At 38.9% G+C, this 22,772-nt stretch carries 20 protein-coding genes and 1 tRNA gene; 12 read left to right on the top strand and 9 right to left on the bottom strand.

Annotation, left to right across the window (positions count from 1 at the left end; all coding sequences use genetic code 11):
• Positions 1–102 precede the first annotated feature (102 nt).
• The 5 genes from ACOWPH_RS27595 to ACOWPH_RS27575 all read left to right on the top strand — a co-directional run bounded on the left by ACOWPH_RS27595 (position 103) and on the right by ACOWPH_RS27575 (position 4,193).
• Positions 103–669: a hypothetical protein gene (locus ACOWPH_RS27595; protein WP_015213310.1), complete on the top strand. Its 567-nt coding sequence runs from the start codon at positions 103–105 to the stop codon at positions 667–669.
• A gap of 463 nt (positions 670–1,132) precedes the next feature.
• Positions 1,133–2,599: a sensor histidine kinase gene (locus ACOWPH_RS27590; protein WP_015213309.1), complete on the top strand. Its 1,467-nt coding sequence runs from the start codon at positions 1,133–1,135 to the stop codon at positions 2,597–2,599.
• A gap of 11 nt (positions 2,600–2,610) precedes the next feature.
• Entirely contained in the window at positions 2,611–3,279 is a 669-nt protein-coding gene (locus ACOWPH_RS27585; protein ID WP_015213308.1) for a response regulator transcription factor, read from the top strand.
• A 252-nt stretch (positions 3,280–3,531) separates the two neighbouring features.
• Positions 3,532–3,756 carry a type II toxin-antitoxin system Phd/YefM family antitoxin gene (locus ACOWPH_RS27580; protein ID WP_015213307.1) on the top strand — a complete coding sequence of 75 codons (225 nt, stop codon included), beginning with the start codon at positions 3,532–3,534 and terminating at the stop codon, positions 3,754–3,756.
• 254 nt (positions 3,757–4,010) lie between these two features.
• On the top strand, positions 4,011–4,193 hold the full coding sequence (locus ACOWPH_RS27575; RefSeq protein ID WP_242043037.1) for a hypothetical protein: 183 nt from the start codon (positions 4,011–4,013) through the stop codon (positions 4,191–4,193).
• A 268-nt stretch (positions 4,194–4,461) separates the two neighbouring features.
• Here the strand turns inward: ACOWPH_RS27575 and ACOWPH_RS27570 are convergent, their stop codons facing one another.
• From ACOWPH_RS27570 to ACOWPH_RS27560, 3 genes are all read right to left on the bottom strand, one after another.
• On the bottom strand, positions 4,462–4,890 hold the full coding sequence (locus ACOWPH_RS27570; RefSeq protein ID WP_015213306.1) for a type II toxin-antitoxin system VapC family toxin: 429 nt from the start codon (positions 4,888–4,890) through the stop codon (positions 4,462–4,464).
• Complete coding sequence (locus tag ACOWPH_RS27565; RefSeq protein ID WP_015213305.1) at positions 4,890–5,153, bottom strand: hypothetical protein; 264 nt, start codon at positions 5,151–5,153, stop codon at positions 4,890–4,892. Before ACOWPH_RS27565 ends, ACOWPH_RS27570 begins: the two co-directional genes overlap by 1 nt.
• A gap of 139 nt (positions 5,154–5,292) precedes the next feature.
• A complete protein-coding gene (locus ACOWPH_RS27560) occupies positions 5,293–5,523 on the bottom strand; it encodes a hypothetical protein (RefSeq protein WP_015213304.1) in 231 nt (76 codons plus the stop codon).
• A 139-nt stretch (positions 5,524–5,662) separates the two neighbouring features.
• Here ACOWPH_RS27560 and ACOWPH_RS27555 point away from each other — a divergent pair, with 139 nt between their 5' ends.
• Genes ACOWPH_RS27555 through ACOWPH_RS27545 form a run of 3 tightly spaced genes read left to right on the top strand, consistent with a single transcriptional unit; the run spans position 5,663 to position 8,881 of the window.
• Positions 5,663–5,977: a hypothetical protein gene (locus ACOWPH_RS27555; protein ID WP_015213303.1), complete on the top strand. Its 315-nt coding sequence runs from the start codon at positions 5,663–5,665 to the stop codon at positions 5,975–5,977.
• An 11-nt stretch (positions 5,978–5,988) separates the two neighbouring features.
• The gene (locus tag ACOWPH_RS27550) at positions 5,989–6,753 is read left to right on the top strand and encodes an ATP-binding protein (RefSeq protein ID WP_015213302.1); all 765 of its coding nucleotides are present in this window, start codon (positions 5,989–5,991) and stop codon (positions 6,751–6,753) included.
• Entirely contained in the window at positions 6,740–8,881 is a 2,142-nt protein-coding gene (locus ACOWPH_RS27545) for a tetratricopeptide repeat protein (protein ID WP_250973249.1), read from the top strand. The genes ACOWPH_RS27550 and ACOWPH_RS27545 overlap by 14 nt, the downstream gene beginning before the upstream one ends.
• Positions 8,882–9,030: 149 nt before the next feature.
• On the opposite strand, the gene argS is transcribed toward ACOWPH_RS27545, so the two are convergent.
• Together argS and ACOWPH_RS27535 are read right to left on the bottom strand one after the other, a co-directional pair.
• On the bottom strand, positions 9,031–10,788 hold the full coding sequence (argS, locus tag ACOWPH_RS27540; protein WP_015213300.1) for an arginine--tRNA ligase: 1,758 nt from the start codon (positions 10,786–10,788) through the stop codon (positions 9,031–9,033).
• Positions 10,789–10,976: 188 nt separating this feature from the next.
• On the bottom strand, positions 10,977–13,295 hold the full coding sequence (locus ACOWPH_RS27535; protein ID WP_015213299.1) for an IMS domain-containing protein: 2,319 nt from the start codon (positions 13,293–13,295) through the stop codon (positions 10,977–10,979).
• Between the two features lie 776 nt (positions 13,296–14,071).
• On the opposite strand from ACOWPH_RS27535, the gene pdhA reads away from it, so the two are divergent.
• The 3 genes from pdhA (at position 14,072) to ACOWPH_RS27520 (ending at position 16,225) form a co-directional block, all read left to right on the top strand.
• A complete protein-coding gene (gene pdhA / locus ACOWPH_RS27530) occupies positions 14,072–15,109 on the top strand; it encodes a pyruvate dehydrogenase (acetyl-transferring) E1 component subunit alpha (protein WP_015213298.1) in 1,038 nt (345 codons plus the stop codon).
• Between the two features lie 111 nt (positions 15,110–15,220).
• Positions 15,221–16,090, top strand: coding sequence for an aldose 1-epimerase (locus ACOWPH_RS27525; RefSeq protein WP_015213297.1), 870 nt, complete (start codon positions 15,221–15,223; stop codon positions 16,088–16,090).
• 63 nt (positions 16,091–16,153) lie between these two features.
• A tRNA-Lys gene (locus ACOWPH_RS27520) sits at positions 16,154–16,225 on the top strand.
• A 218-nt stretch (positions 16,226–16,443) separates the two neighbouring features.
• On the opposite strand, the gene ACOWPH_RS27515 is transcribed toward ACOWPH_RS27520, so the two are convergent.
• Positions 16,444–17,370: an ion channel gene (locus tag ACOWPH_RS27515; protein ID WP_015213296.1), complete on the bottom strand. Its 927-nt coding sequence runs from the start codon at positions 17,368–17,370 to the stop codon at positions 16,444–16,446.
• An 87-nt stretch (positions 17,371–17,457) separates the two neighbouring features.
• Between ACOWPH_RS27515 and ACOWPH_RS27510 the strand changes: the two genes are divergently transcribed.
• Positions 17,458–18,639, top strand: coding sequence for an MFS transporter (locus tag ACOWPH_RS27510; protein ID WP_015213295.1), 1,182 nt, complete (start codon positions 17,458–17,460; stop codon positions 18,637–18,639).
• Between the two features lie 34 nt (positions 18,640–18,673).
• Here ACOWPH_RS27510 and ACOWPH_RS27505 read toward each other — a convergent pair whose 3' ends face one another.
• The 3 genes from ACOWPH_RS27505 to ACOWPH_RS27495 form a co-directional block, all read right to left on the bottom strand.
• Positions 18,674–19,162 (bottom strand): DUF2382 domain-containing protein, encoded by a 489-nt coding sequence (locus ACOWPH_RS27505; protein ID WP_015213294.1) that lies wholly within the window; start codon positions 19,160–19,162, stop codon positions 18,674–18,676.
• 506 nt (positions 19,163–19,668) lie between these two features.
• Entirely contained in the window at positions 19,669–20,577 is a 909-nt protein-coding gene (locus ACOWPH_RS27500) for a DUF2382 domain-containing protein (RefSeq protein WP_015213292.1), read from the bottom strand.
• A gap of 633 nt (positions 20,578–21,210) precedes the next feature.
• Complete coding sequence (locus ACOWPH_RS27495) at positions 21,211–22,053, bottom strand: DUF2382 domain-containing protein (RefSeq protein WP_015213291.1); 843 nt, start codon at positions 22,051–22,053, stop codon at positions 21,211–21,213.
• Positions 22,054–22,772 lie beyond the last annotated feature (719 nt).

Raw genomic sequence — 22,772 nt, 5'->3', positions numbered from 1 at the left:
TGCTTTTTCATAGATGAATTTTTTCTCATGAGTTATTTAAAGAAGTTTCATGTATCAGTGTGACATTAATAACTGTAACCTTTCACAAACACTTTAACCATCATGCTAAAATCAATTACTGGTGTAGCAATGACATTGATCGGACTTAGCACTAGTCTGATGTTCCCTCACGTTGCGATCGCAGAAGAAATAGCTTGTCAAGGAAGCTTAGGTGCAATCACCGTTGATAATGTGAAAGTACCTCAAGGCAAAACTTGTACACTCAAAGGAACAACTGTTAAAGGAAATATTGTTGTCGAACGCAGAGCAACCCTCAAGGCTATAGGTGCAAAAGTAAATGGCAGTATTCAAGCAGAGGGAGCAACTCTAGTAGATGTAAATTCTAGTGCTACCGTGGGTGGAAGCATCCAAGTCAAGCAAGGTAGTGCTGCTCGTGTGGTGAGTACACGCGTTACTGGAGATGTGCAGTTCGAGTCAAACTCAGGAAAAATGGTTGCTAACCAAAACCAAATCGGCGGAAATTTACAAGCCGTTCAAAATACTGGGGGAGTGACAATTCAGAAAAATCGCATTAATGGCAATTTGCAGTGTAAAGAAAATGCTCCTAGTCCAGTTGGTGGCGGTAATATCGTTCAAGGTAGTAAAGAAGATCAATGTGCAAAGTTATAACAATCACAGTGATTTTTGAGAAGAATACTTTGATAAACTCCACTTTCATTTACTAACTCTGTACCAAGAAGCGATGCCTACGGCGAGGGAAGCGTCGCTTCTTGGTAAAATTGTTTGACATAATTAGAGGATGTTTGAAAAGTATTCGGTTGTATCAAGATCCCCCCTAACCCCCCTTAAAAAGGCTACGGTGTACACACAAGTGATCTGATTACCCAAAACAAGCCCTGGCGATTATAAATCACGGCTACACAAACAAAGTCCACCTGCGTGGACTAAGAAACAATACTGGTTTTGCCTGTGTAGTTGCGGTTTCTAACCGCCGATTTAATCTTAAATAGGACTTGTGTGTACACCGTAGCCCCGTAAACGGGGAGGGTTGGGGAGGGGTAATTTTGTATCTAACTAGAGTGGGAAAGGCTATATGAATAACTAGATTTAATTCATAACTGTAATTAGTTTTATGTGGAATTATCGAAAAACTATATTTACTTCTATTCGGTCAAGAATTTTTATTTTTTATTTTATTTTATTATCTTTATTTTTAGTTATTACAGTACCGTTAATATTCAGATTTGTATCTTCTGCAATTGCTAATCGAGTTACTGAAGATATTAGAGAAGAAGTAGAGATATTAGAAGGACTCCTTGATAATGACAGTCGTATTAAATCTAAATTAGCTCTCAAGAATCAAGAAATAAAATATCCAAAAGATGCTGGGCAACTCGCTAACTTGTTTAATATTTATCTCTCACGACGCATCCCAGAAGATGACACTTATCTTATCGGTGTCTTGAATAAAGATTTTTATCGATCCAGTCCAGAAGCACTGCCTAAGATATTGCAGCCTGAATCACCATTGATGCAGTCCTTGATAAAAATACAAACATTCCAGGAGGGAATTAAACTACAACCTAATACGAAGACTGGCAATATTCTATATATCGTTAAACCTATTCATTTTCAAGAACAGATTATTGGACGTTTGATAGTTGTCCATGCTGTACGTGGAGAACAAGAAGAAGCTTTTGATACCCTCAAAATAGTTTTTTGGGTGATGATAGGTGTCTTTATCTTATCTGTTGTTGTTACCTGGTTTATGGCAGGAAAAGTCCTTTCTCCTCTTAGCTCGATTATTTCTACAGCAATTAAAATCACTGAGACAAATCTCAACGAACGAATCGAAGTACAAACAAGTGGAGAACTGGCTGAATTAACAAACTCTTTCAACGCCATGATGAATCGTTTAGAAGCTGCCTTTGTTAGTCAACGACACTTTATGAATGATGTCGGTCATGAACTCAGAACACCTATCACAATCATTCGAGGGCATTTGGAACTAATCGATCTAGATCAGGCTTCTGGTATTGAACAGGACACCATTAATTTAGTAATTGACGAGATTGACCGCATGAGTCGGCTGGTAGATGATCTGAGTTTATTGGCAAAGTCTGAGCGTCCAGACTTTTTACTACTAGAAACCATTGATGCTCAATCTTTTTTAGACACACTATCTACCAAAGTACAGGCTTTAGCTCATCGGAATTGGCAATTTCAGATCAAGGTCAAAGGAGTATTGGTTGGCGATCGCCAACGTCTTACCCAAGCAGTGATGAATTTAGCTCAGAACGCTGTCCAACATACCCAGGAAAGCGATCGCATTACATTAGGTGCTTCTCTCAATCATGGGAAATTGAGAATATGGGTTCAGGATACGGGAGAAGGAATTGACCTCTCTGAGCAAGAACGCATTTTTGAGCGGTTTGCTCGTGTCAAGAATAGTCATCGTCATTCAGATGGTTCGGGGTTGGGATTATCAATTGTCCGAGGCATCGTAGAAGCACACCGTGGCTCGATTCAACTCCAAAGTCAACCAGGAACAGGATCAACCTTTTTAATTGTCATACCCCTTAATCCTCTTCAAGCATAGAAAGAAAATCAATGTCACAAATTCTGATTGCAGAAGATGAACCCCGCATTGCCTCCTTTATCGAAAAAGGTCTTAAGAGTCACGGTTTTATCACCACTGTTGCTACCGATGCCCAAAAGGCAGTGTCATTAGGGCTAAGTGGTATGTTTGAACTTCTGATCCTCGATTTAGGACTACCTGGTAAAGATGGCTTTGAAGTCTTGAAAGACCTGCGTGGGCAAGGTGCAACTCTACCCATCCTGATTTTGACTGCCCGTGATGATCTCCAAGATAAGGTATTTGGTTTAGAAGCTGGTGCAGATGACTACATGACAAAACCCTTTCGATTTGAAGAGTTACTTGCCCGTATTCGAGTTCGTCTCAGAACAGTCAATCAAATCTCTACATCAGAACAATTTACTCTGAATGCTCATAATATTGTTTTAGATTTGAGAACTAGAAAAGTAAAGGTAAATAATCAGTTAATCGAACTACCTTTCCGTGAGTTTATCTTAGCGGAAACTTTTTTTCGTCATCCAGGACAGGTTCTAAGCCGCCAGCAACTGCTTGATAGAGTCTGGGGATATGATTACGAGCCTGGGTCGAATATTGTCGATGTCTATGTTGGATATTTGCGAAAAAAATTAGGTAGCAACCTCATCGAAACCGTTCGTGGAGTAGGTTATCGCTTAAATCCATGAGAAGATTCTTAGAGGATTGCTATAGAGTAATTAAAGCTAACTATTCCACCAATCGATCTACAGTCAAAATTTGATCATCAACAACTAACCCAACTTCGGGATTGGCTGTTACCGATGCTGGTGAATGGACAGGTTAGCATGAAGTAGGGTTTGCTGATAGAGTAACGTGGCGTAAGCCATAAAAGCTATCTGTAAACGCGATTAATAATATTAAAATATAGACAAATCGGCAATCAACTATCAAGGAACTAAATGATGCAACAGATAGACATTACCCAAGTTCAAATTCAACTACCTCAATTATTTCAAATTGCCCTGCAAGGAGAAGAGATCATTATTACCCGTAATAATCTCCCTATCCTCAAAATCACGCAAATATCACCTACTAAAAGACGACAACGGGGCAGTGCCAAAGGACAGATAAAAATTGCTCCCGATTTTGATGCTCGTCTCGAAGAATTTAAGGAGTATATGTAATGAAAATACTCCTAGATACCCATACCTTTTTGTGGTTTATTAACGACAGTCCCGAACTCAGCAACAACAGCGTTAATTAAACTTAAACTTAGCCTTACACAATTTATTTGACGTAAACATGATATTGCAACTACAAATTAAATCCGATTCTCCCGATATTGAAATTGTCCAAAATTTAATTAGAACAGCCATTGAATCTGAGATTAAAAGCTTACAACGCTCATTAGCAAAAACCAATAACTTATTGATGGAATTTGAAGCAAAATATCAAGTTTCGTCCGAGTTTTTTTTTCACGCATTGGACAGCAGAAGACCTAGAAGGAGGTGACGAAGAATATGTGAGTTGGGCTGGGGAGATAAAAATCAAAGAAAAATTAACTAATTCTCTGCAAAAGTTAGAAGCAATTGAATATGTTACTCAACAATTACCAAGCTAATATTATTTCTGTTATTCAAAAATATGTGAATCATTGATGGATATTATCCTTTGATTTTTCGGTAGATACTAGATTAACTTATGTGGGTTTTATCCAAGGTAATTTATAATTTTTGCGTAGTGGTGCATTACAGCTTGCATCCTATAGCGCACCCTACAATATTACTATTTGCCATAATAAATAATCATAACGTATTTTACCTCAACTAAGTGCCTGAATATTTTCCGTATCGCTATCTCAAACCAAAATAGATAATCATCTTCTCACCTTAAGAATCTAAATACACTCTTTCAAAAGGTTGTTTTCGATAACGACGGTAAATATCAAAATCAGTATCTAATGTAACGATTGCGGCAATATTGAGTCTTTCAGATATAGTAATTAAGGATAAGTCAGCAAAATCGCCTGGTAAGTCAGCATATTGTTCGTTGAGTTCTCTAATCCTTGTAAAGTCTTGTGATACCAGAGGAATACATTGATAAAGCTTTTGAGCTAAATCTTTGAGAAATTCATTTTGTGTACGATAATCCCTACTTAAAAGGTACATGACTTCAGTTACACAAGCAGTGGTGGTAATTAGTTCACTCGAACATTGTTCAAAAAAATTACAAACGGATTCATTATAATTATCTTTGACGCTGTAGTAAGCGAATAAAATACTGCTATCTGTCAGAATAATGGGAGGATAGTCCTTCATTAATTATGTTTTTGATGACGATTTTGGATATATTCTGCAACGGTTCTTTTACGATTTTCTCGTAATGATAAATCAGGTGAAGCATCCTGTAATAGATATTTCGGGTGGCTTCCTCGTCTTTGAGCTAAGGTTTGACGAGGTTTTAAGGTTTGCCAATGTTGGTAAATTAGTTTTTTTAGCAGTTCTTCAGAGGTAATATTCTCTTGGGTAATGATTTCTGCCAAGTAGCTTTCTGTTTCTTGATCTAGGTTGATAGATAACATTTTCACTTTGTGCAATAGGTTTATATATCCTAAATTATACTGCGGCTACTGTTGAAATGAGAGCTTTTTGAGAAGGGACTTATTACCAGAAAACGTGATAGTTCAAGCTATTGAGCCATTAATACAGAAGCAATACTTGTCAGTTAAGCTCAAAAAATAAAATGATGTAGGTTGGGTTGTTCGCGTCAGCGTTGCGGAGCAATGGAACGAAACCCAACATTAGGTTGAAGGTATTCTGTCCATTATCGGGTTTTTCGGTGTGTTCTTGCTGGGCGATATCTAAATCAGCTTTGGCGGACTCGGCTTGCTGGAGGGGAAGATAGACAAGGGCGCGATTGAAATCTTGCAGACCTTCCTCGTAGCGTTCCATTAAGCGATAGGTATTACCTTGATTTGCGATCGCAGATAGACGAATCTTTATATTTAGTATTCATTCTAATGCCTAAAAAATATGATAATCTTAATGGCTTATTGATAGTTTTTCTGCAAGAGTGAGGTGTAAGTTAAGTATGGATACAACTATTATCATCACAATAATTATTGCATTCGTTTTAATTGTAATCGTTTATCTTCTCCGCGATCGCCTAACAGACCTTTCTGTGAATGGAAAAGAAGGCACGATGAAAGTTAAAGCCAAGGCAAATGAACAAGTACAAGATGATCCACCAGTAAACGTCGTGTTTAAGGGCAATAAACTACGAGGTGAGGGCGAATATCGGATGCGAGATGCTGATTTTTTGGAAAACGATGTTGACGGTAAGCAGAAAGTGGAATTGGGTTATGATGAACCATTGAAAGACTCTACCGACAAAGACAACTCGTAAACGCTGGATCAATGGCAAAACTGCGTAAATTAGCGAACCGTACAAAGGAACTGGAAATATTTCTAAAAATGGCACAGGGCAAGCATGATTGCCGCATTATGCTCATTGAAGGAGAATCAGGCATGGGGAAAACGTCTCTTCTTAGCCGATTTCGACAACAATGTCCAGATGAAGTGAAATATGTGCCGTTTGATTGTAAAGGATTAGATAGTATTGCGGCATTTTTGTCGGAAGTTGTGAATGATTTGGGACGGGCGCAATTTCCAACTTTTGTAAAACAGCTTAGAACTTTTACACAAGGAAGTGTTGATTTTTCTGAAAATGATATTGCCGCAGAAAAAATTTCCATAGCAATTAACGGTACTAATATTGATCCACAAGCACAGGAGCATCGTTTACGGCAGTTACATGATGCTTTTTTTGATGATTTAGAGAGATTTGAGCATCAAATAGTAATTGCGCTCGATACTTACCAAATGGCGAATGAATCATTACAGAATTGGATTGAAAGTATATGGTTAAGAACTGTCGAACGACGTTTAAAAAAGTTTGTAACTGTTATTGCTGGGCAGGCAATTCCTAATATCAATAATTCAGTTTGGGGTCATGAATGTGAACATTTTAAACTGACTGCAATTGATGATTTAACGGCATGGTGCGAGTTTTGTTCAGATTTACCCGATCATGCGATTAAACCGATCTTAATTGGGTTTAAAGGTCATCCTAAAAATGTTCATGAAATGTTATTAACAGTGATAAACAGTGGTCAGTATTGAAGAGATACTAAAACGAGTTCAGCAAGCCGAGACGGAGACAGAACGGCAATGGATTTTGCTGGAATTGCAAATGAGTCAGATGTCTGATGAGTTGGTATCCATGCTTTGGGCGGCGGCAATTCCCCATTTTTTTGACGCTAACATTTTAGCAGCATTAAGACCAGAGTTAGCAGAACAAGCAGAGAAATTGTATGAGAATTTAAAAGCATTAACCTTTGTCGAAAAATTTCCCCAACATGGATATAACATCCATGAACTAACGCGAAATGTGTTATTAAATCAACTTTGGCAGCAGGATAAAAGTGAACTTTTGAGTCTATCCCAACGAGCCGCTGATTATTTTTTTGCTGACAAAATGTCATCAGAAGAAGATGTGGAATTTTGTTATCATGAGATTCTCAATGAAGGCAAGGCACAGACTGGAAGATTATTAGATAGGGGCATTGATTGGTGGACTTATCATCAAGTTGAGCGTATACAAGCTGCGGTACAAGTCTTTTTAGAACATGAAATAGCTGGCAGATTAGATACCTTTGGGAAGGGATTTTCCCTCCATTTACAGGGACTCATCAAAATGCGTTATAGGCATTCTCTAGAAGCAGAGTCATTTTTGAGTCGTGCGGAAACTCTTTACCAAGAGATAAACCTGAAAAACCCGCGTTATATTACTACCTTGTTACGAGATATTGGTAATACCAAGAAAGATCAGGGTGATTATGCCAGTTCAGTTGATTTTTATAAAAAAGCTCTCTCAATTAGTGAAGAGCAATTAGGAGAAAATCATCCTGATACTGCTAATAGTCTCAATAATTTAGCGGGAGTTTATGAAGATAAAGGACGATATGAGGAAGCAGAATCCCTCTTTCTTCGCGCCCTGAAAATTCGTGAAGAGCAATTAGGAGAAAATCATCCTCATACGGCTAATAGTCTCAATAATTTAGCGGAACTTTATCGAAATAAAGGACGATACGAAGAGGCAGAATCCCTCTTTCTTCGCGCCCTGAAAATTCATGAAGAGCAATTAGGAGAAAATCATCCTGATACTGCTACTATTCTCAATAATTTAGCGTTACTTTATAAAAATGAAGGACGATATGAGGAGGCAGAATCCCTCTATCTTCGCGCCCTGAAAATTTGTGAAGAGCAATTAGGAGAAAATCATCCTCATACTGCTACTATTCTCAATAATTTAGCGATAGTTTATCAAAATGAAGGACGATATGAGGAGGCAGAATCCCTCTTTCTTCGCGACCTGAAAATTTGTGAAGAGCAATTAGGAGGAAATCATCCTGATACTGCTAATAGTCTCAATAATTTAGCGGAACTTTATCGAAATAAAGGACGATACGAAGAGGCAGAATCCCTCTATCTCCGCGCCCTGAAAATTCGTGAAGAGCAATTAGGAGAAAATCATCCTCATACTGCTACTATTCTCAATAATTTAGCGATAGTTTATCAAAATGAAGGACGATATGAGGAGGCAGAATCCCTCTTTCTTCGCGACCTGAAAATTTGTGAAGAGCAATTAGGAGGAAATCATCCTGATACGGCTAATAGTCTCAATAATTTAGCGGAACTTTATCGAAATAAAGGACGATACGAAGAGGCAGAATCCCTCTATCTCCGCGCCCTGAAAATTTGTGAAGAGCAATTAGGAGAAAATCATCCTGATACTGCTGCTAGTCTCAATAATTTAGCGTTACTTTATAAAAATGAAGGACGATATGAGGAGGCAGAATCCCTCTTTCTTCGCGCCATGAAAATTTATGAAGAGCAATTAGGAGAAAATCATCCTGATACTGCGGTTAGTCTCAATAATTTAGCGGAACTTTATCGAAATAACGGACGGTATTCAGAAGCAATTCCATTATTAGAAAGATGGAAAGATATTCAACGTGAACGTCAAGAGACTCGAAATCAATCGTATGCCGAGCGTATTTGGACACTAGGAAGACTTTATGAAAAATGTCAACAATTTCCTGAAGCAATCGCCACCTATAAAGAAGCATTATCTATCTTTGATCATTTTTTAGATCCTAAGCATCCACGAAGACTTTTATTAAAAAGTGACTTAGGTCGTTTGAAAAAGAATATGAAAAAAGTAAAAAAAGCAGGACTTGAACATTAATTCAGCCTTAGCTTGTCCTTACTTACAAAAGCTTGTTAATAGGAGCTTACTTTCTGAATTTTATATGTTGTAATTGTGCTATTACAGACAGATTTTGATAAATTTGTTGCGGGGATGGAATCAATCCCCTAAAATACTACTGCGTCCCTCTACATCCTCTCCAATACCTTAATCCCCAATAAATCTAATCCGAGTTTCAGCGTTTTCGCTGTCAAATCACATAACATCAACCGCGACGTTCTGATTGGTTCTTCAGATTTCAGCACCGGACAATTTTCATAGAACTTGTTAAACTTATCGCTGAGATTATATATATAATCACATAAACGATTTGGTAATAAATCTTGTTCAACTTCACTAATCACTTCATCAAGTTGTAATAAGTGTTTTGCTAAAGTTAATTCTGTATCTTCTCTGAGAATAATTTTAGCATCTGCTCCCAAATTACCAAAGTCAATATTACCTTCTCGACTAATGCCTTGAGTCCTCACATAAGCATATATCATATAAGGTGCTGTATTTCCTTTGAGAGCAAGCATCTTATCATAACTAAAAACATAATTGCTAGTGCGATTTTGGCTTAAGTCTGCATATTTGACAGCACTGATACCAACCACGTCAGCAACATTATTAATAAACTCTTCGGTTTCTTCTCTACCTTCTTCTTTTAATCTCGCTTCTAAATCTGCACGAGTGCGAGAAACTGCTTCATCTAATAAATCTCTTAATCTTACAGTATCCCCAGAACGAGTTTTAAATTTCTTACCGTCATCTCCTAAAACCAAACCGAAGGGAACGTGAACTAATTCTACATCATCAGGTATCCAATTTGCTTTTTTTGCTACTTGCATAAATTGAGCAAAATGGTTTGTTTGTCCTGAGTCTGTAACATAAATTATCCGTTTGGCTTGATCTTTTTGAATGCGGTAACGGAGGGATGCTAAATCTGTGGTGGCGTAGTTATAACCACCATCTGATTTTTGCACAATTAAAGGTAATGGTTCACCTTCTCTATTTGTAAAACCATCTAAGAAAACACATTTTGCACCTTGGTTTTCTACTAATAAACCAGATGTTTCTAAGTCTTCTACAACTGCTGATAAAAATGAGTTATAAAAAGATTCTCCGCGTTCAATTAATTTGACATTCAGCAAATCATAAATTATTTGAAACTCTTTTCGTGACTGTTCACATAATAATTTCCAAGCATGAAGTGTATCTTCTGCACCTGCTTGTAATCTGACCACTTCTTGACGTGCAGTTTCTTGAAAATCCGCATCTGCATCAAACCTTTGTTTAGCTTGACGATAAAAATTAACTAAATCACCAATATCTAAAGCGTCAGCGGTGGTAAGTGCTGCTGGGGAAACTTCCCGCAAGTAAGTAATTAACATCCCGAATTGTGTACCCCAATCACCGACATGATTTAACCGCAATACATCATGTCCACGAAATTCTAAAATCCGGGCTATGCAATCACCAATAATTGTAGACCGCAAGTGTCCGACGTGCATTTCTTTGGCAATATTCGGACTGGAAAAATCGACAATTTCCTTTTGGGGATTTTTGGCTTTGGGAACTCCTAACCGAGGATCTGCTTTAATTGCGTTCAGTTGTGCTTCCAGGTAGGATGTTTGCAATTTTAAATTAATAAAACCAGGCCCAGCGATTTCTGGTGGTTCGCAAATATCTGATATATCTAGTTTTTCTACAATAGCAGATGCGATCGCTCTCGGTTGCATTCCCAATTTCTTACTCAGGGATAAAGCCACGTTCGCTTGAAAGTCACCAAATTTAGGATTACTCGCACTCACCAAAATCGGATCTACCCCGGTGTAGTCAGCGCCAAACGCAGCTACCAAAGCCTGTGCTAATTTCAGTTTAAGTTGTTCTTGTGTAGCGTTCATATTTAAATATAATCTGTTTAAAGCCGGGATATTCACAAATGCTTGATTATTCTAGCCTTAAAATATATTCATCTCAGCATTTGTTTTCGTTGAATACCCCCTCCTCCTCATTCCTTTCTTCCCTCCGTGTTCTCTGCGCCTCTGCGGTTGGTTAAAGATTTTTTCCCGCAGAACCAGACAGATATTAACTATTGACTCACACCGAGATTTTGCACAACGGACATACCCTGAATTCGCCATGTACCTTCTTTGCGAATCAAATCATAACGCACTCGCAACCGTTCCTGAGAAGACTTTTTATTCTGACCCAGTTCAAAAAATTGCGTAACTTCCTTAACTGTAGCTTCTACCACAGCGTTATCTGCAACACTAGGAATCTGATTAACAAATTCGACCTTCAAATCATGCTCATACGTGCGATAGCGGCTGTCTTTGATATCTTGCTGGACAATTAGCCGCCATTGTGATAGAGCTGAACCAGTCAAAATCTGATCTAAACGATTAATTTCATGATTGGGGCCCAAGGCTGCGGCTTTGGTAGATAGCCAAGTTTGAATTACTTCTTGAGCGATCGCATTTGTTAATATACCCTCAGCTACTTCTGGTTCGCTATTGGGGTCAGGAATGCTAATCGGTGGTTGACTTAGTTCTATAGCCAAAGGTTCGCCCTGTAAAGATGGTCTAGGGAAAAACAGATTGTTTAACCATCCAAAAGCTGTGGAAACTAGTAACCAAAAAACTAATAAACCCCCCAAAGACAAGAAAACCATCCAAACTAAGCGGGTTTTTGCATCTAAGCTGTGAGCAAAAGTGCGCCTTGGTCGAGATTGAGATGGACGATATTCCCCAACACCTCGATTGTTAGCCGCAGTTGGCTTGCGTCGTTTCCGCTTTTGAAGTTGACCGGGTGCAGTTGTCTGAGTAGGGACATTCATATGCTGATGATTTCCTTTGGCTACTACTTCCGCTGTCGGCGAATGTTCTCCAGGCATTTCTGGTGTTTGACTACCATTAGGTCTAGGTGAAGTATGCCATCGAGGTAGGGAGAAATGTCCAGATTCGGGTACTTCACGGCTGACTGGTTCTGCTAACTCAGGATCAGGTGTGTGATTAATAGGTCGAGTAGTTGCATGGTTATGGTTGTGATAACGGGGACTATTTATTGGTGGTGGGGTTAAAGGTTGGTTGTTAATTGCAGACCATTCATGAGTTGTTTGGCTATCCGTTGGTAAAGCTTCTAAATAAGCTTGTACCTGGGCATCAGCAAAGTAATCTTTTAAAGAAGCTTGCTTTCTGACTAAATCCCGAAAGTGAGGAAATACCTCTTGTTGTAACCACTGTTCACAGTACAAACAAAGTCCTGGTAGCAAGTCTGGCGAATCTTGGGATTTTTCCCGAATAATCGCTAAGGCTTCATATTCTTGACTTAATTCTAAAACACGAGTGGCTTCTTCGGTTTGTCCCAATAACAAAGCACATAGGGATTGTTCTAAATGCACATCTTGGCGTTTACCCAGACGAATCAGCATTTGCTTGGCTTGGCGAATTAAAGCTGGTTGACGTTGGGTAAAACCCCTGGCGATTAAGGCATAGACTGCTAAATATGTAGCAACTGCGGAGGGGCGCTTGCTTTCGGCTTCAAATAGTTTATGTTGTTCTGTAACTGTTAAATGATTGCGTAACTGCTGAATAAATCTGAGAAAATCATCTATATTTAAGCCGGATTGATCATTGCCAGCGCCATCAATTCCGCCCCGTTCTTCTAAAATATTCTGTAATAATTCCAAGCCTTGACGGCGTTCCTTAGTCTTCTCTTGAGGTAGTGCTAGTAACTCCAGAATGCGATATGGTCGCAACTTACAAAGATCCGCTGCAATTTCTGATTGCACGCTAGGGAATATGCCTTCGCGCATTAATAATTCTTCCCCGGTTTCTAAAGATATGGCCGCATTTTCATAATGATTTTGCTGCCATTGTTCACGTCCTAGTTCTAGGCAAGCTAAAGCCACTGTGAGAATAATATCTGACAGTTCAGGACTAGCTGAGTATTCCTCGCCGGATCGATGACTACCGACTTTGACACCGACTCCATTTTTATTGACCAGGTATGGACGACCTAATTTGAGTACTAGTTCGTATTCCCCTAACTCTTGCAGGAGTAATAAAGCACCAACTAATTCCTCAGGGGCAATTTCGATGCTGAGACTTTGAACATCGTGATTACGGCTGTTGTTTTCGGCGCGATTTTCTAATCCAGATGTATGTGCTGCCCGATCTGGATCATAAGCGTGGGCGAGATAAATCTGGTCATACCTGCTGCGTTCTTTGGAATCTGATAAAACCACGTAAGCTTCTTCTATGAGTTGTTTACGAGAAGAGATGGCTGTAATTGAATACTCGCGTCTGGGCAATTGAACAATGCGATCGCTGTATGCTTGCCGCAATTGCTCTTCACTTGCCGCTAACGGTAATCCTAAAATTCGGTAGTAATCGAGCGGAATTCGCACAGCCTACTTCCCCTGCACCGTGGTCGCGTAGTGTCTCCTAGAGATAGACATAGTTCACCTAGATGATTCCAGGTATGTAAAACCGTGCCATAATAATAGCTTTATTAATACCGTGTCAAGTATACACCTGAAGTGTATATTGTCACAGTTCTTTTTGTTTTTTTCTACCACAGTAAGTCATATCCTCAGAGTTGATTTTTGGCTTTGGCGTAACCCCCCTAAGGTATCGCACCTAGCTTATGATTTGAACTCGCCTCAGAAGCTGTAGCCTTTAATTGTGATTCTTAGTATATGCTGCTGCAACATAAATACACCCTTGTTATCCCTCAACATCTGCAAGCCCAAGTACCGCTTTTGGTAGTGGTCGAGATGTTGCACCCAGTGTAGTCTAAGATTTATGATCTTTTTGGGTTGCTGCCAGTCAGGTAGTTGAATAAACACTACCAGCACTGGTTAGTTATGGATAACTAAAAAAAACAATATATCACGATTAAAATTTAATGGCAATTACATAGTCTAAAGTGATTTAAGTTACATATTAGATTTTTCTCGGTAAGATAGCGGGCAGCCAACAGGCATCTCAACTTTTGAAAATTGTTAATAGTTATGCAGACAGACCGCTATCCGAATTGCTAACGTTAAAGACTTGCAGAGCGATCGCCAAAAGCGACGGTTTTTACCTTCAACTTTCTTATAAAATTTGATTGTTGACTCTTACCAACCCTGCCTTACTTCTTATAGCTATTTAACTTTTACGATAGGGATACTTTACAATAATGGTTCAAGAACGCACGTTACCCACATTTGATGCTGCCACCGTCCAAATTACCAAAGCCGAAGGCTTAGGCTTATACGAAGACATGATCCTCGGTCGCTTTTTTGAAGATAAATGCGCCGAAATGTATTATAGAGGAAAAATGTTTGGTTTTGTCCACCTGTACAACGGTCAAGAAGCCGTTTCCAGCGGCATCATCAAAGGAGCAATGCGACCCGGTGAAGACTTCGTTTCCAGCACCTACCGCGACCACGTTCATGCTTTGAGCGCAGGAGTGCCAGCAAAAGAAGTAATGGCAGAATTATTTGGTAAAGCCACAGGTTGCAGCAAAGGGCGCGGTGGTTCTATGCATATGTTTTCTGCCGAACACCGCCTATTAGGTGGCTATGCGTTCGTAGCAGAAGGTATTCCCGTTGCAGCTGGTGCAGCATTTCAAAGCAAATACCGCCGGGAAGTACTAGGAGACAAAAACGCCGACCAAGTAACAGCGTGTTTCTTTGGAGATGGTGCAGCTAACAACGGTCAATTTTTCGAGACATTAAACATGGCAGCACTATGGAAACTGCCAATCCTGTTTGTGGTAGAAAATAATAAATGGGCGATCGGCATGGCTCACGAACGGGCAACTTCCCAACCCGAAATTTACAAAAAAGCCAGCGTGTTTAACATGGTAGGCGTAGAAGTAGACGGAATGGACGTTCTCGCAGTCCGTCAAGTAGCTCAAGAAGCCGTAGCCCGCGCTCGTGCTGGAGAAGGCCCCACCCTCATAGAAGCCATGACCTATCGTTTCCGTGGTCACTCTCTAGCCGACCCAGACGAACTCCGCAGCAAAGAAGAAAAAGAATTCTGGTTTGCCCGCGACCCCATTAAAAAATTAGCTGCTTACTTGCTGGAGAAAAAACTAGCAGACGAAGCAGAATTAAAAGGCGTTGAAAAGAAAATTCAAGATATCATCGACGAAGCTGTGAAATTCGCCGAAACCAGCCCCGAACCAGACCCAAGCGAGTTATATCGCTTCATATTTGCAGAAGACGTTTAAATTAGGTAATGGGTGATGGGTCATGGGTAATAGGTAAGATTTTTTCCAGTACCCAATCACCAATCACCAATCACCAATTACCAATTACCAATTACCAATCACCAATCACCAATGTTTACCATCTCCATTGAACAGCAACAATACAAAACCTACATTCTTTCTGATGATAGTGCTGGTACACAAATAGAAGTTGTACCTGAACGGGGTGGTATTATTACCCGTTGGCGTATTCAAGATCAAGAAGTCTTTTATTTAGATACTGAACGCTTTACCCATCCAGATTTGAGCGTCAGAGGTGGAAATCCGATTTTATTTCCTCTTTGCGGTAACTTACCAGATAATACTTACACCGTTAACGGTAAACAGTACACTATCAAACAACATGGTTTTGCTCGTGACTTACCTTGGGAAGCAACTGAGCAAAAAACTGATGGTAAAGCTAGTTTGACCGTCGTTCTCAAAAGTAACGACGAAACCAAAGCGGTTTATCCTTTTGACTTTGAACTGGCTTTCACCTACGAATTACAGGGTAATACCTTAGTAGTACGTCAAGAGTATAAAAATCTGTCATCCACACCAATGCCCTTCTCGGCTGGTTTCCATCCCTATTTTCTCTGCGGTGATAAATCTCAGATAGATGTGGAAATTCCTTCCGTGCAGTATCAAGACAATAAAACCAAAGAATTTAACGCTTTTAACGGCAAATTTGACTTTAACCAAGATGAAATTGATTTTGCCTTTGGAGGGTTAACTAGTAAATCTGCATCTGTGACAGATAACAGCCGTAAATTAAAGCTAACCTTAGATTATGATGATTTCTCTACCTGGCTAGTTTTCTGGACAGTGAAAGGGAAAGAATTCTACTGTCTAGAGCCTTGGAGTGCTACCCGCAACGCCTTCAACACCGGGGAAAATCTGACTGTGTTAGCACCAGGAGCTAGTTGCACAGCCTCTTTCCAGTTAACAGCAAATTTTTTCTAGAAACCCCTTGACAAAACCCATGCTTTTGATGGTATATTGGGAAAGTTGCAAATCACTGCAAAAGGGTCGCTAACTCAACGGTAGAGTACTCGGCTTTTAACCGATTAGTTCCGGGTTCGAATCCCGGGCGACCCATAAAAAGCTGAAAACAATTTTTAGATGTTTAAAATGATTCAAAAAAGATGCATCTTCAGCACCTTTTATTAATTCTAGGACTTACGCACGAGTTACGGAATAACGAACCGCAGAGGAAACAGAGGAATAGAAGTTTGAGAGTTTTTTGCGTAAGTCCTAAATTCCTTTCGATGACAAAAGAGTTGCATCTTTTTAAAAAGAGCGCTGATTATTGAGTACTACCGAATAACTTCATTCACAGGTAATACATCGTGAAAATAATTATAATCAACGTAGCGATGTCCATCCGGAGTCCGGTGCATAATATCAACAAATCTACTATTCCATAAAATATCATTAGCAGCATAACTATGACGAGCATGGACAACCTGCGCCACAGTTTCATCAATACCACTAACAGAAACCATTAGCAAGGATTGTGTTTTAACTAGTGATTCTGATGTCATCCCAAACAAAGGGCTAGATTCATCAATGATATGCATAATTGTCCAAGATAAAGAGAAATTAGGTGTTTGGCTTCTGACTAACTTGAGATCATGAATTTTCCGTAAAGACCCTCCATCTTGATTTACTTCATCACGCATTAAATACAGCCGTATCTGTGCCTCTAAAATCATATTGCGGCGCTGATTTGCGGTACGAAATAATAGAGTGGGTAATCCTTCCTGTGACATAATTACCGCTACACGGCTAAACATCACACGGGCAGTTGGTCGGGAAAAACGAGCAAAAGCTAATCCTGTCATCACAGCAATTCCCACCACACCAATCATCGCCTCAATAGTGACTATGATATTGGCATAAGTTGTTGTTGGATACATTGCACCATAACCAATAGATGCCAAGGTTTGCACACTAAAAAAAAAGGCATCTAGAAAAGAACCAGGTTGAGCATTAGCAATACAATCTCCTCCTAATCTATAGGCTAAGGCAAATAGAGTATTAATAGCTACATAAAAAATACAAATTAGGAGCAAGAAGCCAGACCAAGGAATAGTTAGCAGCAAATGATAAGGATCACGCCAGTATGAATGCCATACACCCATACCCATAATTTCAAATTGTCCATTACGAACTTGAATGTGAACTCGTGGAATTATAGGCTGTTGGTGCTTTTGCGAAGGTTTTTTGTGTCTAAATTTCATGAATAGTATTTGAAAGCATGGTGAATGGTACTATGGCTGGAGTTGAATACAACCATAAAGCAAAAACCCGGTGGTTATTAATTACTGATGAATCGCAATTTTTGGATTACTGCTTTAATTGCCTTTGTTAACTCCCTGAGTCTGACGATTTTAATTCCTATTATCTATCTTTATGGCAAACAATTTGGTCTGAGCGATTTCCAAACCAGTTTATTATTTTCTATTTACTCTATAGCTCAATTTTTTGCAACTCCTGTCATTGGCAAACTTTCTGATCGTTTTGGCAGGAAGCCTTTATTAATAATAAGTTTAGCCGGGACTGTCATTGCCAACTGTATAGCTGGAACGGCAACAACTGCAAGCCTGTTATTTTTTGCACGATTTTTGGATGGGATCACCGGTGGTAATGCTTCTGTAGCTCAAGCAGTAATTTCTGATATTACCAGTCCCAAGGATCGCGCCCATGCATTTGGTATTTATGGGGCTGCAATGGGTTTAGGTTTCGTTTTAGGCCCAGCTATCAGTTTATTAGCACAGCAAAAGTCTTTGGGAACTGCATTTTTAGTTTCTGCTGGAGTTGCGCTTGTGGCTTTGTTGATGACTATTTTCTTCTTACCCGAAACTCTCAAAAATAAAGCTACAAAATCTAGTAATATATTCGATTTAGGTTTAGGAAATTTAGTCAAGGGTTTAGTAATGCCAGGAGTTGGCATTTTACTATTTATTAATTTCTTAACTGGCACGACTTTTACTATGTTTACATATGCTTTTCAACCTTACTTCATCAAGGTTTTAGCTCAAACTAGCCAGTCTTTAACACTCCTGTTTTTAGTCTTTGGCACATTAGGCGTAATTATGCAAACTTGGGGTGTGTCTGTGATGATCAAGAAATTTGATGTAGTTAAAATTTTGTTTTTAGGTCTATTTTTTCGTAGTCTGTCATTTGCATTAATGCCAGTTTGGCCAAATATTACCTATTTTATAACTATCAGTATCTTATTTTCCCTGTTTAATTCTCTCGTACAGCCAATGATTAGCACTTTAATTTCTCTCAATGCTAAACCTGATCTTCAGGGAACTGTATTGGGTTTAAATGCTTCTTATTTAAGTATTTCTAATGGTATTGGGCCTGTAATTGCCGGACTGATTGTCAAACAATCTGACCCCATCACCTATGGCTATCCTTTATATTTAGCAGGAGGACTAACATTTTTAGTTTTAGCTTTTGCAATATATAACCAAAAAAGATATACACCTAGTAATTTATAATTCCTTAAAAAGGCGGGCAATGCCCACCTAATCACTAACTAGAAGTACAACGATTAAACCATTCTTGATATCTTTGTTGCTGAGATTCATTTTCTACGAGAATTGATATTTTTATGTGCTGGCAACCCTGATTTTTTTCTAGGTTGATAGCATTTAAAAGTAAGCTGGCAATTTTTGGTGAACTGAACTCTCCACTAACAATTAAACCACTTTCAAAATTAGTCACTTCCGATGTTTTTGCAGCCGTTAAAATTTCCGAAATCTCTCTTTCATTTAAATCTATCTCGGCTAGTTGTTTGTGTTCTGGGCTTACTTGTTCAATAATCAATTTTTCCCGACGGATGGGAATTTGTATCATCTGAGTTTCGATTTGTTTGCGAACAATGACCTCTCCAATTTTGTGTTTGCTATGATCAACAAACAATCTTTCTTCTAGAAGAGGAATAATTTTTTCTTGCTTGTCTATGGAAAGATCTTTTTCTTGTTGTTCGCCAGGTGTTTCTGAATTTAAATATTCAATCATATACTTTTTCAATGTGGCTATTTTTGGAAAACAAATTTATGGCAATGAATAGAGTCTTAATACTTGGTTTTTGTATTATGAAAAGTCAGGTTACTAGCCGTTTTGAGTATATAGCCTTTCCCACTCTAGTTAGATACAAAATTACCCCTCCCCAACCCTCCCCTTACCAAGGGGAGGGTGCGCGACAGCGCGGGTGGGGTGTATTTCATGAGCTTGGGAATTGCTATATCTTTTCAGTACAGAATATTGATATTAAATGTTTGGTAGTCTGAATTTAATCCATTCTTTCTTTTTCTGAATGCTGGCAACTATCCTTAAAATTACAAGTACAGGTAAAGCTCATAAAAAGCCTCACCTGCACTGGCTTTAATTAGTTATGAATGAATTCATTTTTATCAAACAATACTTACGCAAGATGTGACCGAAAACCTGATTCTTCCGTAGCGGTAATTCATGAATTACCGCTACTTTCGTTGTGTTATGCGTAAGTCCTATCAAAATCAAAATTATCGTTCTTCAATAGGTAGATTAGGCGCATTCACATCTAATTCTTCACGACGCACAGTTGCTTGAGTTTCAACTGTGTCTTGCTCTACAACTTTTTTAACTCTAACTTCTTCACGGACAAATGCTTCTTTACGAATTTCTGGTGTTTCTTCGTAAATTTCCACGCGAGCTATTTCACCTTCTCGGAAGCTGGCTTCACCAGAAGCTACGGTTCTACCAGCATCTTCAGGTGTCACACGTTCAACAACAACGCGTTCTCTTTCCACTGGTACTGATACTCGTGCAGTTTCAGTTTCTACGTGCTTACCAACAGTAACATCCCCCATTTTGCGGCGATGTTTGCTGGTAATTAGCCGCTCTTGATACAATTTCAGATTTTGATTATTTTGCTCATTTAAATCAAACAAATCGGGTTCCTGTTCGTAGCGATAAGTATCACGGTTGTACGTTGGTGTAGTTCTGGCGGGGGTTGTTCCTACCCCTGTGAATGATTCTACAGGTGTTGGTGATTCTAGGGGTGTTGGTGATTCTACAGTTGAGGTGCGGTGCTGGGGATTGCGATATACTCCACGTACCTGTTCCTCATAGTCGTAATCTGTTGTTAGACGTTCGTTAAACTCAGGTAAATTTTCCGCTTGCTCTCTTGTCAAGCCAATGGCATAAACACGTTTAGTATTATAGTCGATGCGGCTACGTCCAATCGGCAGCAAAACTTTCTTTCCAAAGATCCAGAAGCCTAAGTCAATTACTAAATAACGAAAGTTTCCTTCTTCATCAACTAAAGCATCATGTACAGTACCTATTTTTTCATCTGTTCTATCTGTATATACTCCTAAACCCTTAATGTCATTACCTTCAAAAGTATCGCGGTACTGAGGATCAAAATCTTCTAATTTGTAAAGAACCATTATACTTTACCTCGGAATATTATAGCATTTTCTGACTTCTATCCTAGGAATTCATTAGTTATTTTTCCTCTTTCTATTGAATGAATTACATGAATATAGGTTCATCAGAAGTTATAGATATTGCTGGTGATGGTAATACGAATATTCAAGGATATTTGCAGAATCATGCTGTAATTTGCTTCCTATAGAGTAGGTACATAGTGCAGTGTGCCATCTCCGATTAATCGCTTTAATCACTCAAACCCCAGATTCTTGGTTGTTATTGCCACATCTAACTACAGATTTACTTTAATATAGCCTTTCCCACTCTAGTTAGATACAAAATTACCCCTCCCCAACCCTCCCCTTAGTAAGGGGAGGGTGCGCGACAGCGCGGGGGGGGTGTATTTCATGAGCTTGGAAATTGCTATATGTATAGCAATCCTATTTGATTTTAAAATATATGTAGAGTAGAAAATATCCATCAAAACCCTAAATGTATTTCACCAATTCATTACTATTTCTCTATTACGCTAGGGTTTAAGAATGTAAAACTCGTACACAAGTAAATTAAATAGGATTGCTATAGTTGATAAATTTCAATCAAATCCAGTCAAAAATCAGGAATTTTACACTACTATTATGTAAACGTTTTTAGTGATTGACTTTATCACTATTTTCCTGTAAATGTAATGTACCAGAAGTATCAATATCTAACTCTTCCCTGCGAATGACTTCTTGAGCTTCTACCATATCTCGATCTACTACTTTTCTTACTCGCACTTCTTCTCGAACGAATGCTTCTTTATGAATTTCTGGTGTTTCTTCATAAACTTCTATGCGAGCTACTTCCCCTTCTTGAAAATGGATTTCATTAGGATTTACTAACGTTTCTGCACCTGTGGGTTGGATTCTCTCGATAACAACACGTTCTTTTTGAATAGGTACTGTAACTCTTGCTGTTTCTGTTTCAATATGTTTACCAACTGATACTTCTCCGGTTTTAACACGGTGTTTATTGGTAATTAAACGTTCTTCATAAAGTCTGAGAGTTTGATGATATTGCTCGTGCAAACCATATAAATTCGGTTCTTGTTCGTAAGTGTAATTTTCAGGATTATAAGTTACAGCAGCGCTGGGAGAACGATAAACGCTGCGTACTTGTTCTTCATAATCATGATCGACAACTATGTTGTCATGGTACTCAGGTAATTGTTCTACTTGCTGTTTACTTAGTCCATCAACATAAACACTTTTTGCTGGATAATTAATGTGAGCAAGTCCAATAGGTAGTAATATTTTCTTCTCCAAAGAATTAGACTCTATATTGGTCTCAATAACTAGATATCGAAATCTTCCGTCATCATCAACTAAGGCATCATTGATTGCGCCAACTTTTACTCCACTTTCTGTATAGAGATGCAAGCTTTTAATATCATCTCCATTAAAGGTTTCTCGATAGTTGGGGTCAAAATTTTCAAGTTTATGAAGCGGCATACTGTGTTTCCAAACAAATTGTTCATATTTCTATTTACTATAGTAGGAACTATTTTTCTATTTTTCCTCTTGCTGATGACTGAAGTTAGGAGAGATATTACATGGCTGATATAGCAATTCCCAAGCTCATGAAATACACCCCACCCGCGCTGTCGCGCACCCTCTTCTTACCAAGGGGAGGGTTGGGGAGGGGTAATTTTGTATCTAACTAGAGTGGGAAAGGCTATAGAAATAGAACTAAAGATAGAGAAGTAGACAGAAAGGAAGCAATACTACTAGGTTAATATGCACTATCTTTGGAGATCGATTTTAAATACTTAATATAGCAATTCCCAAGCTCATGAAATACACCCCACCCGCGCTGTCGCGCACCCTCCCCTTACCAAGGCTACGGTGTACACACAAGTAATCCTGGCATAGGTTTGAGCCTTTTTTCAGCCGGAAATTTAAGCTTCACCACCGCATAATTTCAGAATTAGGGAGTTAACATCAGTTGTGAGTTGAAGATTACGGCTTAACTTGGACGGTTAGTCTGGCTATAAACCTCAAAAAATTCGTGTAATTCATGCTTTGGTTTGGGGTCTGCGGTGACTTGAATCCTTTTCTCAGGACTGGAAACCATCTCTGGATAAGGATGTGTGTACACCGTAGCCTTACCAAGGGGAGGGTTGGGGAGGGGTAATTTTGTATCTAACTAGAGTGGGAAAGGCTATATTATG

Origin of the sequence: Anabaena sp. PCC 7938 (assembly GCF_049315035.1) — a bacterium.
In the GTDB taxonomy this organism is placed as follows: domain Bacteria; phylum Cyanobacteriota; class Cyanobacteriia; order Cyanobacteriales; family Nostocaceae; genus Anabaena; species Anabaena cylindrica.
Note: the sequence above shows the minus strand (reverse complement) of the source record. Positions and strands in the feature narration are given on the sequence as shown.

Coding starts and splice junctions, on each gene's coding strand:
- ACOWPH_RS27555 (WP_015213303.1), top strand. CDS start 5,663: ATGGATACAACTATTATCATCACAATAATTATTGCATTCGTTTTAATT.
- ACOWPH_RS27505 (WP_015213294.1), bottom strand. CDS start 19,162: ATGATTGAATATTTAAATTCAGAAACACCTGGCGAACAACAAGAAAAA.
- ACOWPH_RS27590 (WP_015213309.1), top strand. CDS start 1,133: ATGTGGAATTATCGAAAAACTATATTTACTTCTATTCGGTCAAGAATT.
- argS (WP_015213300.1), bottom strand. CDS start 10,788: ATGAACGCTACACAAGAACAACTTAAACTGAAATTAGCACAGGCTTTG.
- ACOWPH_RS27585 (WP_015213308.1), top strand. CDS start 2,611: ATGTCACAAATTCTGATTGCAGAAGATGAACCCCGCATTGCCTCCTTT.
- ACOWPH_RS27580 (WP_015213307.1), top strand. CDS start 3,532: ATGATGCAACAGATAGACATTACCCAAGTTCAAATTCAACTACCTCAA.
- ACOWPH_RS27560 (WP_015213304.1), bottom strand. CDS start 5,523: ATGGAACGCTACGAGGAAGGTCTGCAAGATTTCAATCGCGCCCTTGTC.
- ACOWPH_RS27570 (WP_015213306.1), bottom strand. CDS start 4,890: ATGAAGGACTATCCTCCCATTATTCTGACAGATAGCAGTATTTTATTC.
- ACOWPH_RS27515 (WP_015213296.1), bottom strand. CDS start 17,370: ATGAAATTTAGACACAAAAAACCTTCGCAAAAGCACCAACAGCCTATA.
- ACOWPH_RS27550 (WP_015213302.1), top strand. CDS start 5,989: ATGGCAAAACTGCGTAAATTAGCGAACCGTACAAAGGAACTGGAAATA.
- ACOWPH_RS27565 (WP_015213305.1), bottom strand. CDS start 5,153: ATGTTATCTATCAACCTAGATCAAGAAACAGAAAGCTACTTGGCAGAA.
- pdhA (WP_015213298.1), top strand. CDS start 14,072: ATGGTTCAAGAACGCACGTTACCCACATTTGATGCTGCCACCGTCCAA.
- ACOWPH_RS27500 (WP_015213292.1), bottom strand. CDS start 20,577: ATGGTTCTTTACAAATTAGAAGATTTTGATCCTCAGTACCGCGATACT.
- ACOWPH_RS27495 (WP_015213291.1), bottom strand. CDS start 22,053: ATGCCGCTTCATAAACTTGAAAATTTTGACCCCAACTATCGAGAAACC.
- ACOWPH_RS27510 (WP_015213295.1), top strand. CDS start 17,458: ATGAATCGCAATTTTTGGATTACTGCTTTAATTGCCTTTGTTAACTCC.
- ACOWPH_RS27595 (WP_015213310.1), top strand. CDS start 103: ATGCTAAAATCAATTACTGGTGTAGCAATGACATTGATCGGACTTAGC.
- ACOWPH_RS27525 (WP_015213297.1), top strand. CDS start 15,221: ATGTTTACCATCTCCATTGAACAGCAACAATACAAAACCTACATTCTT.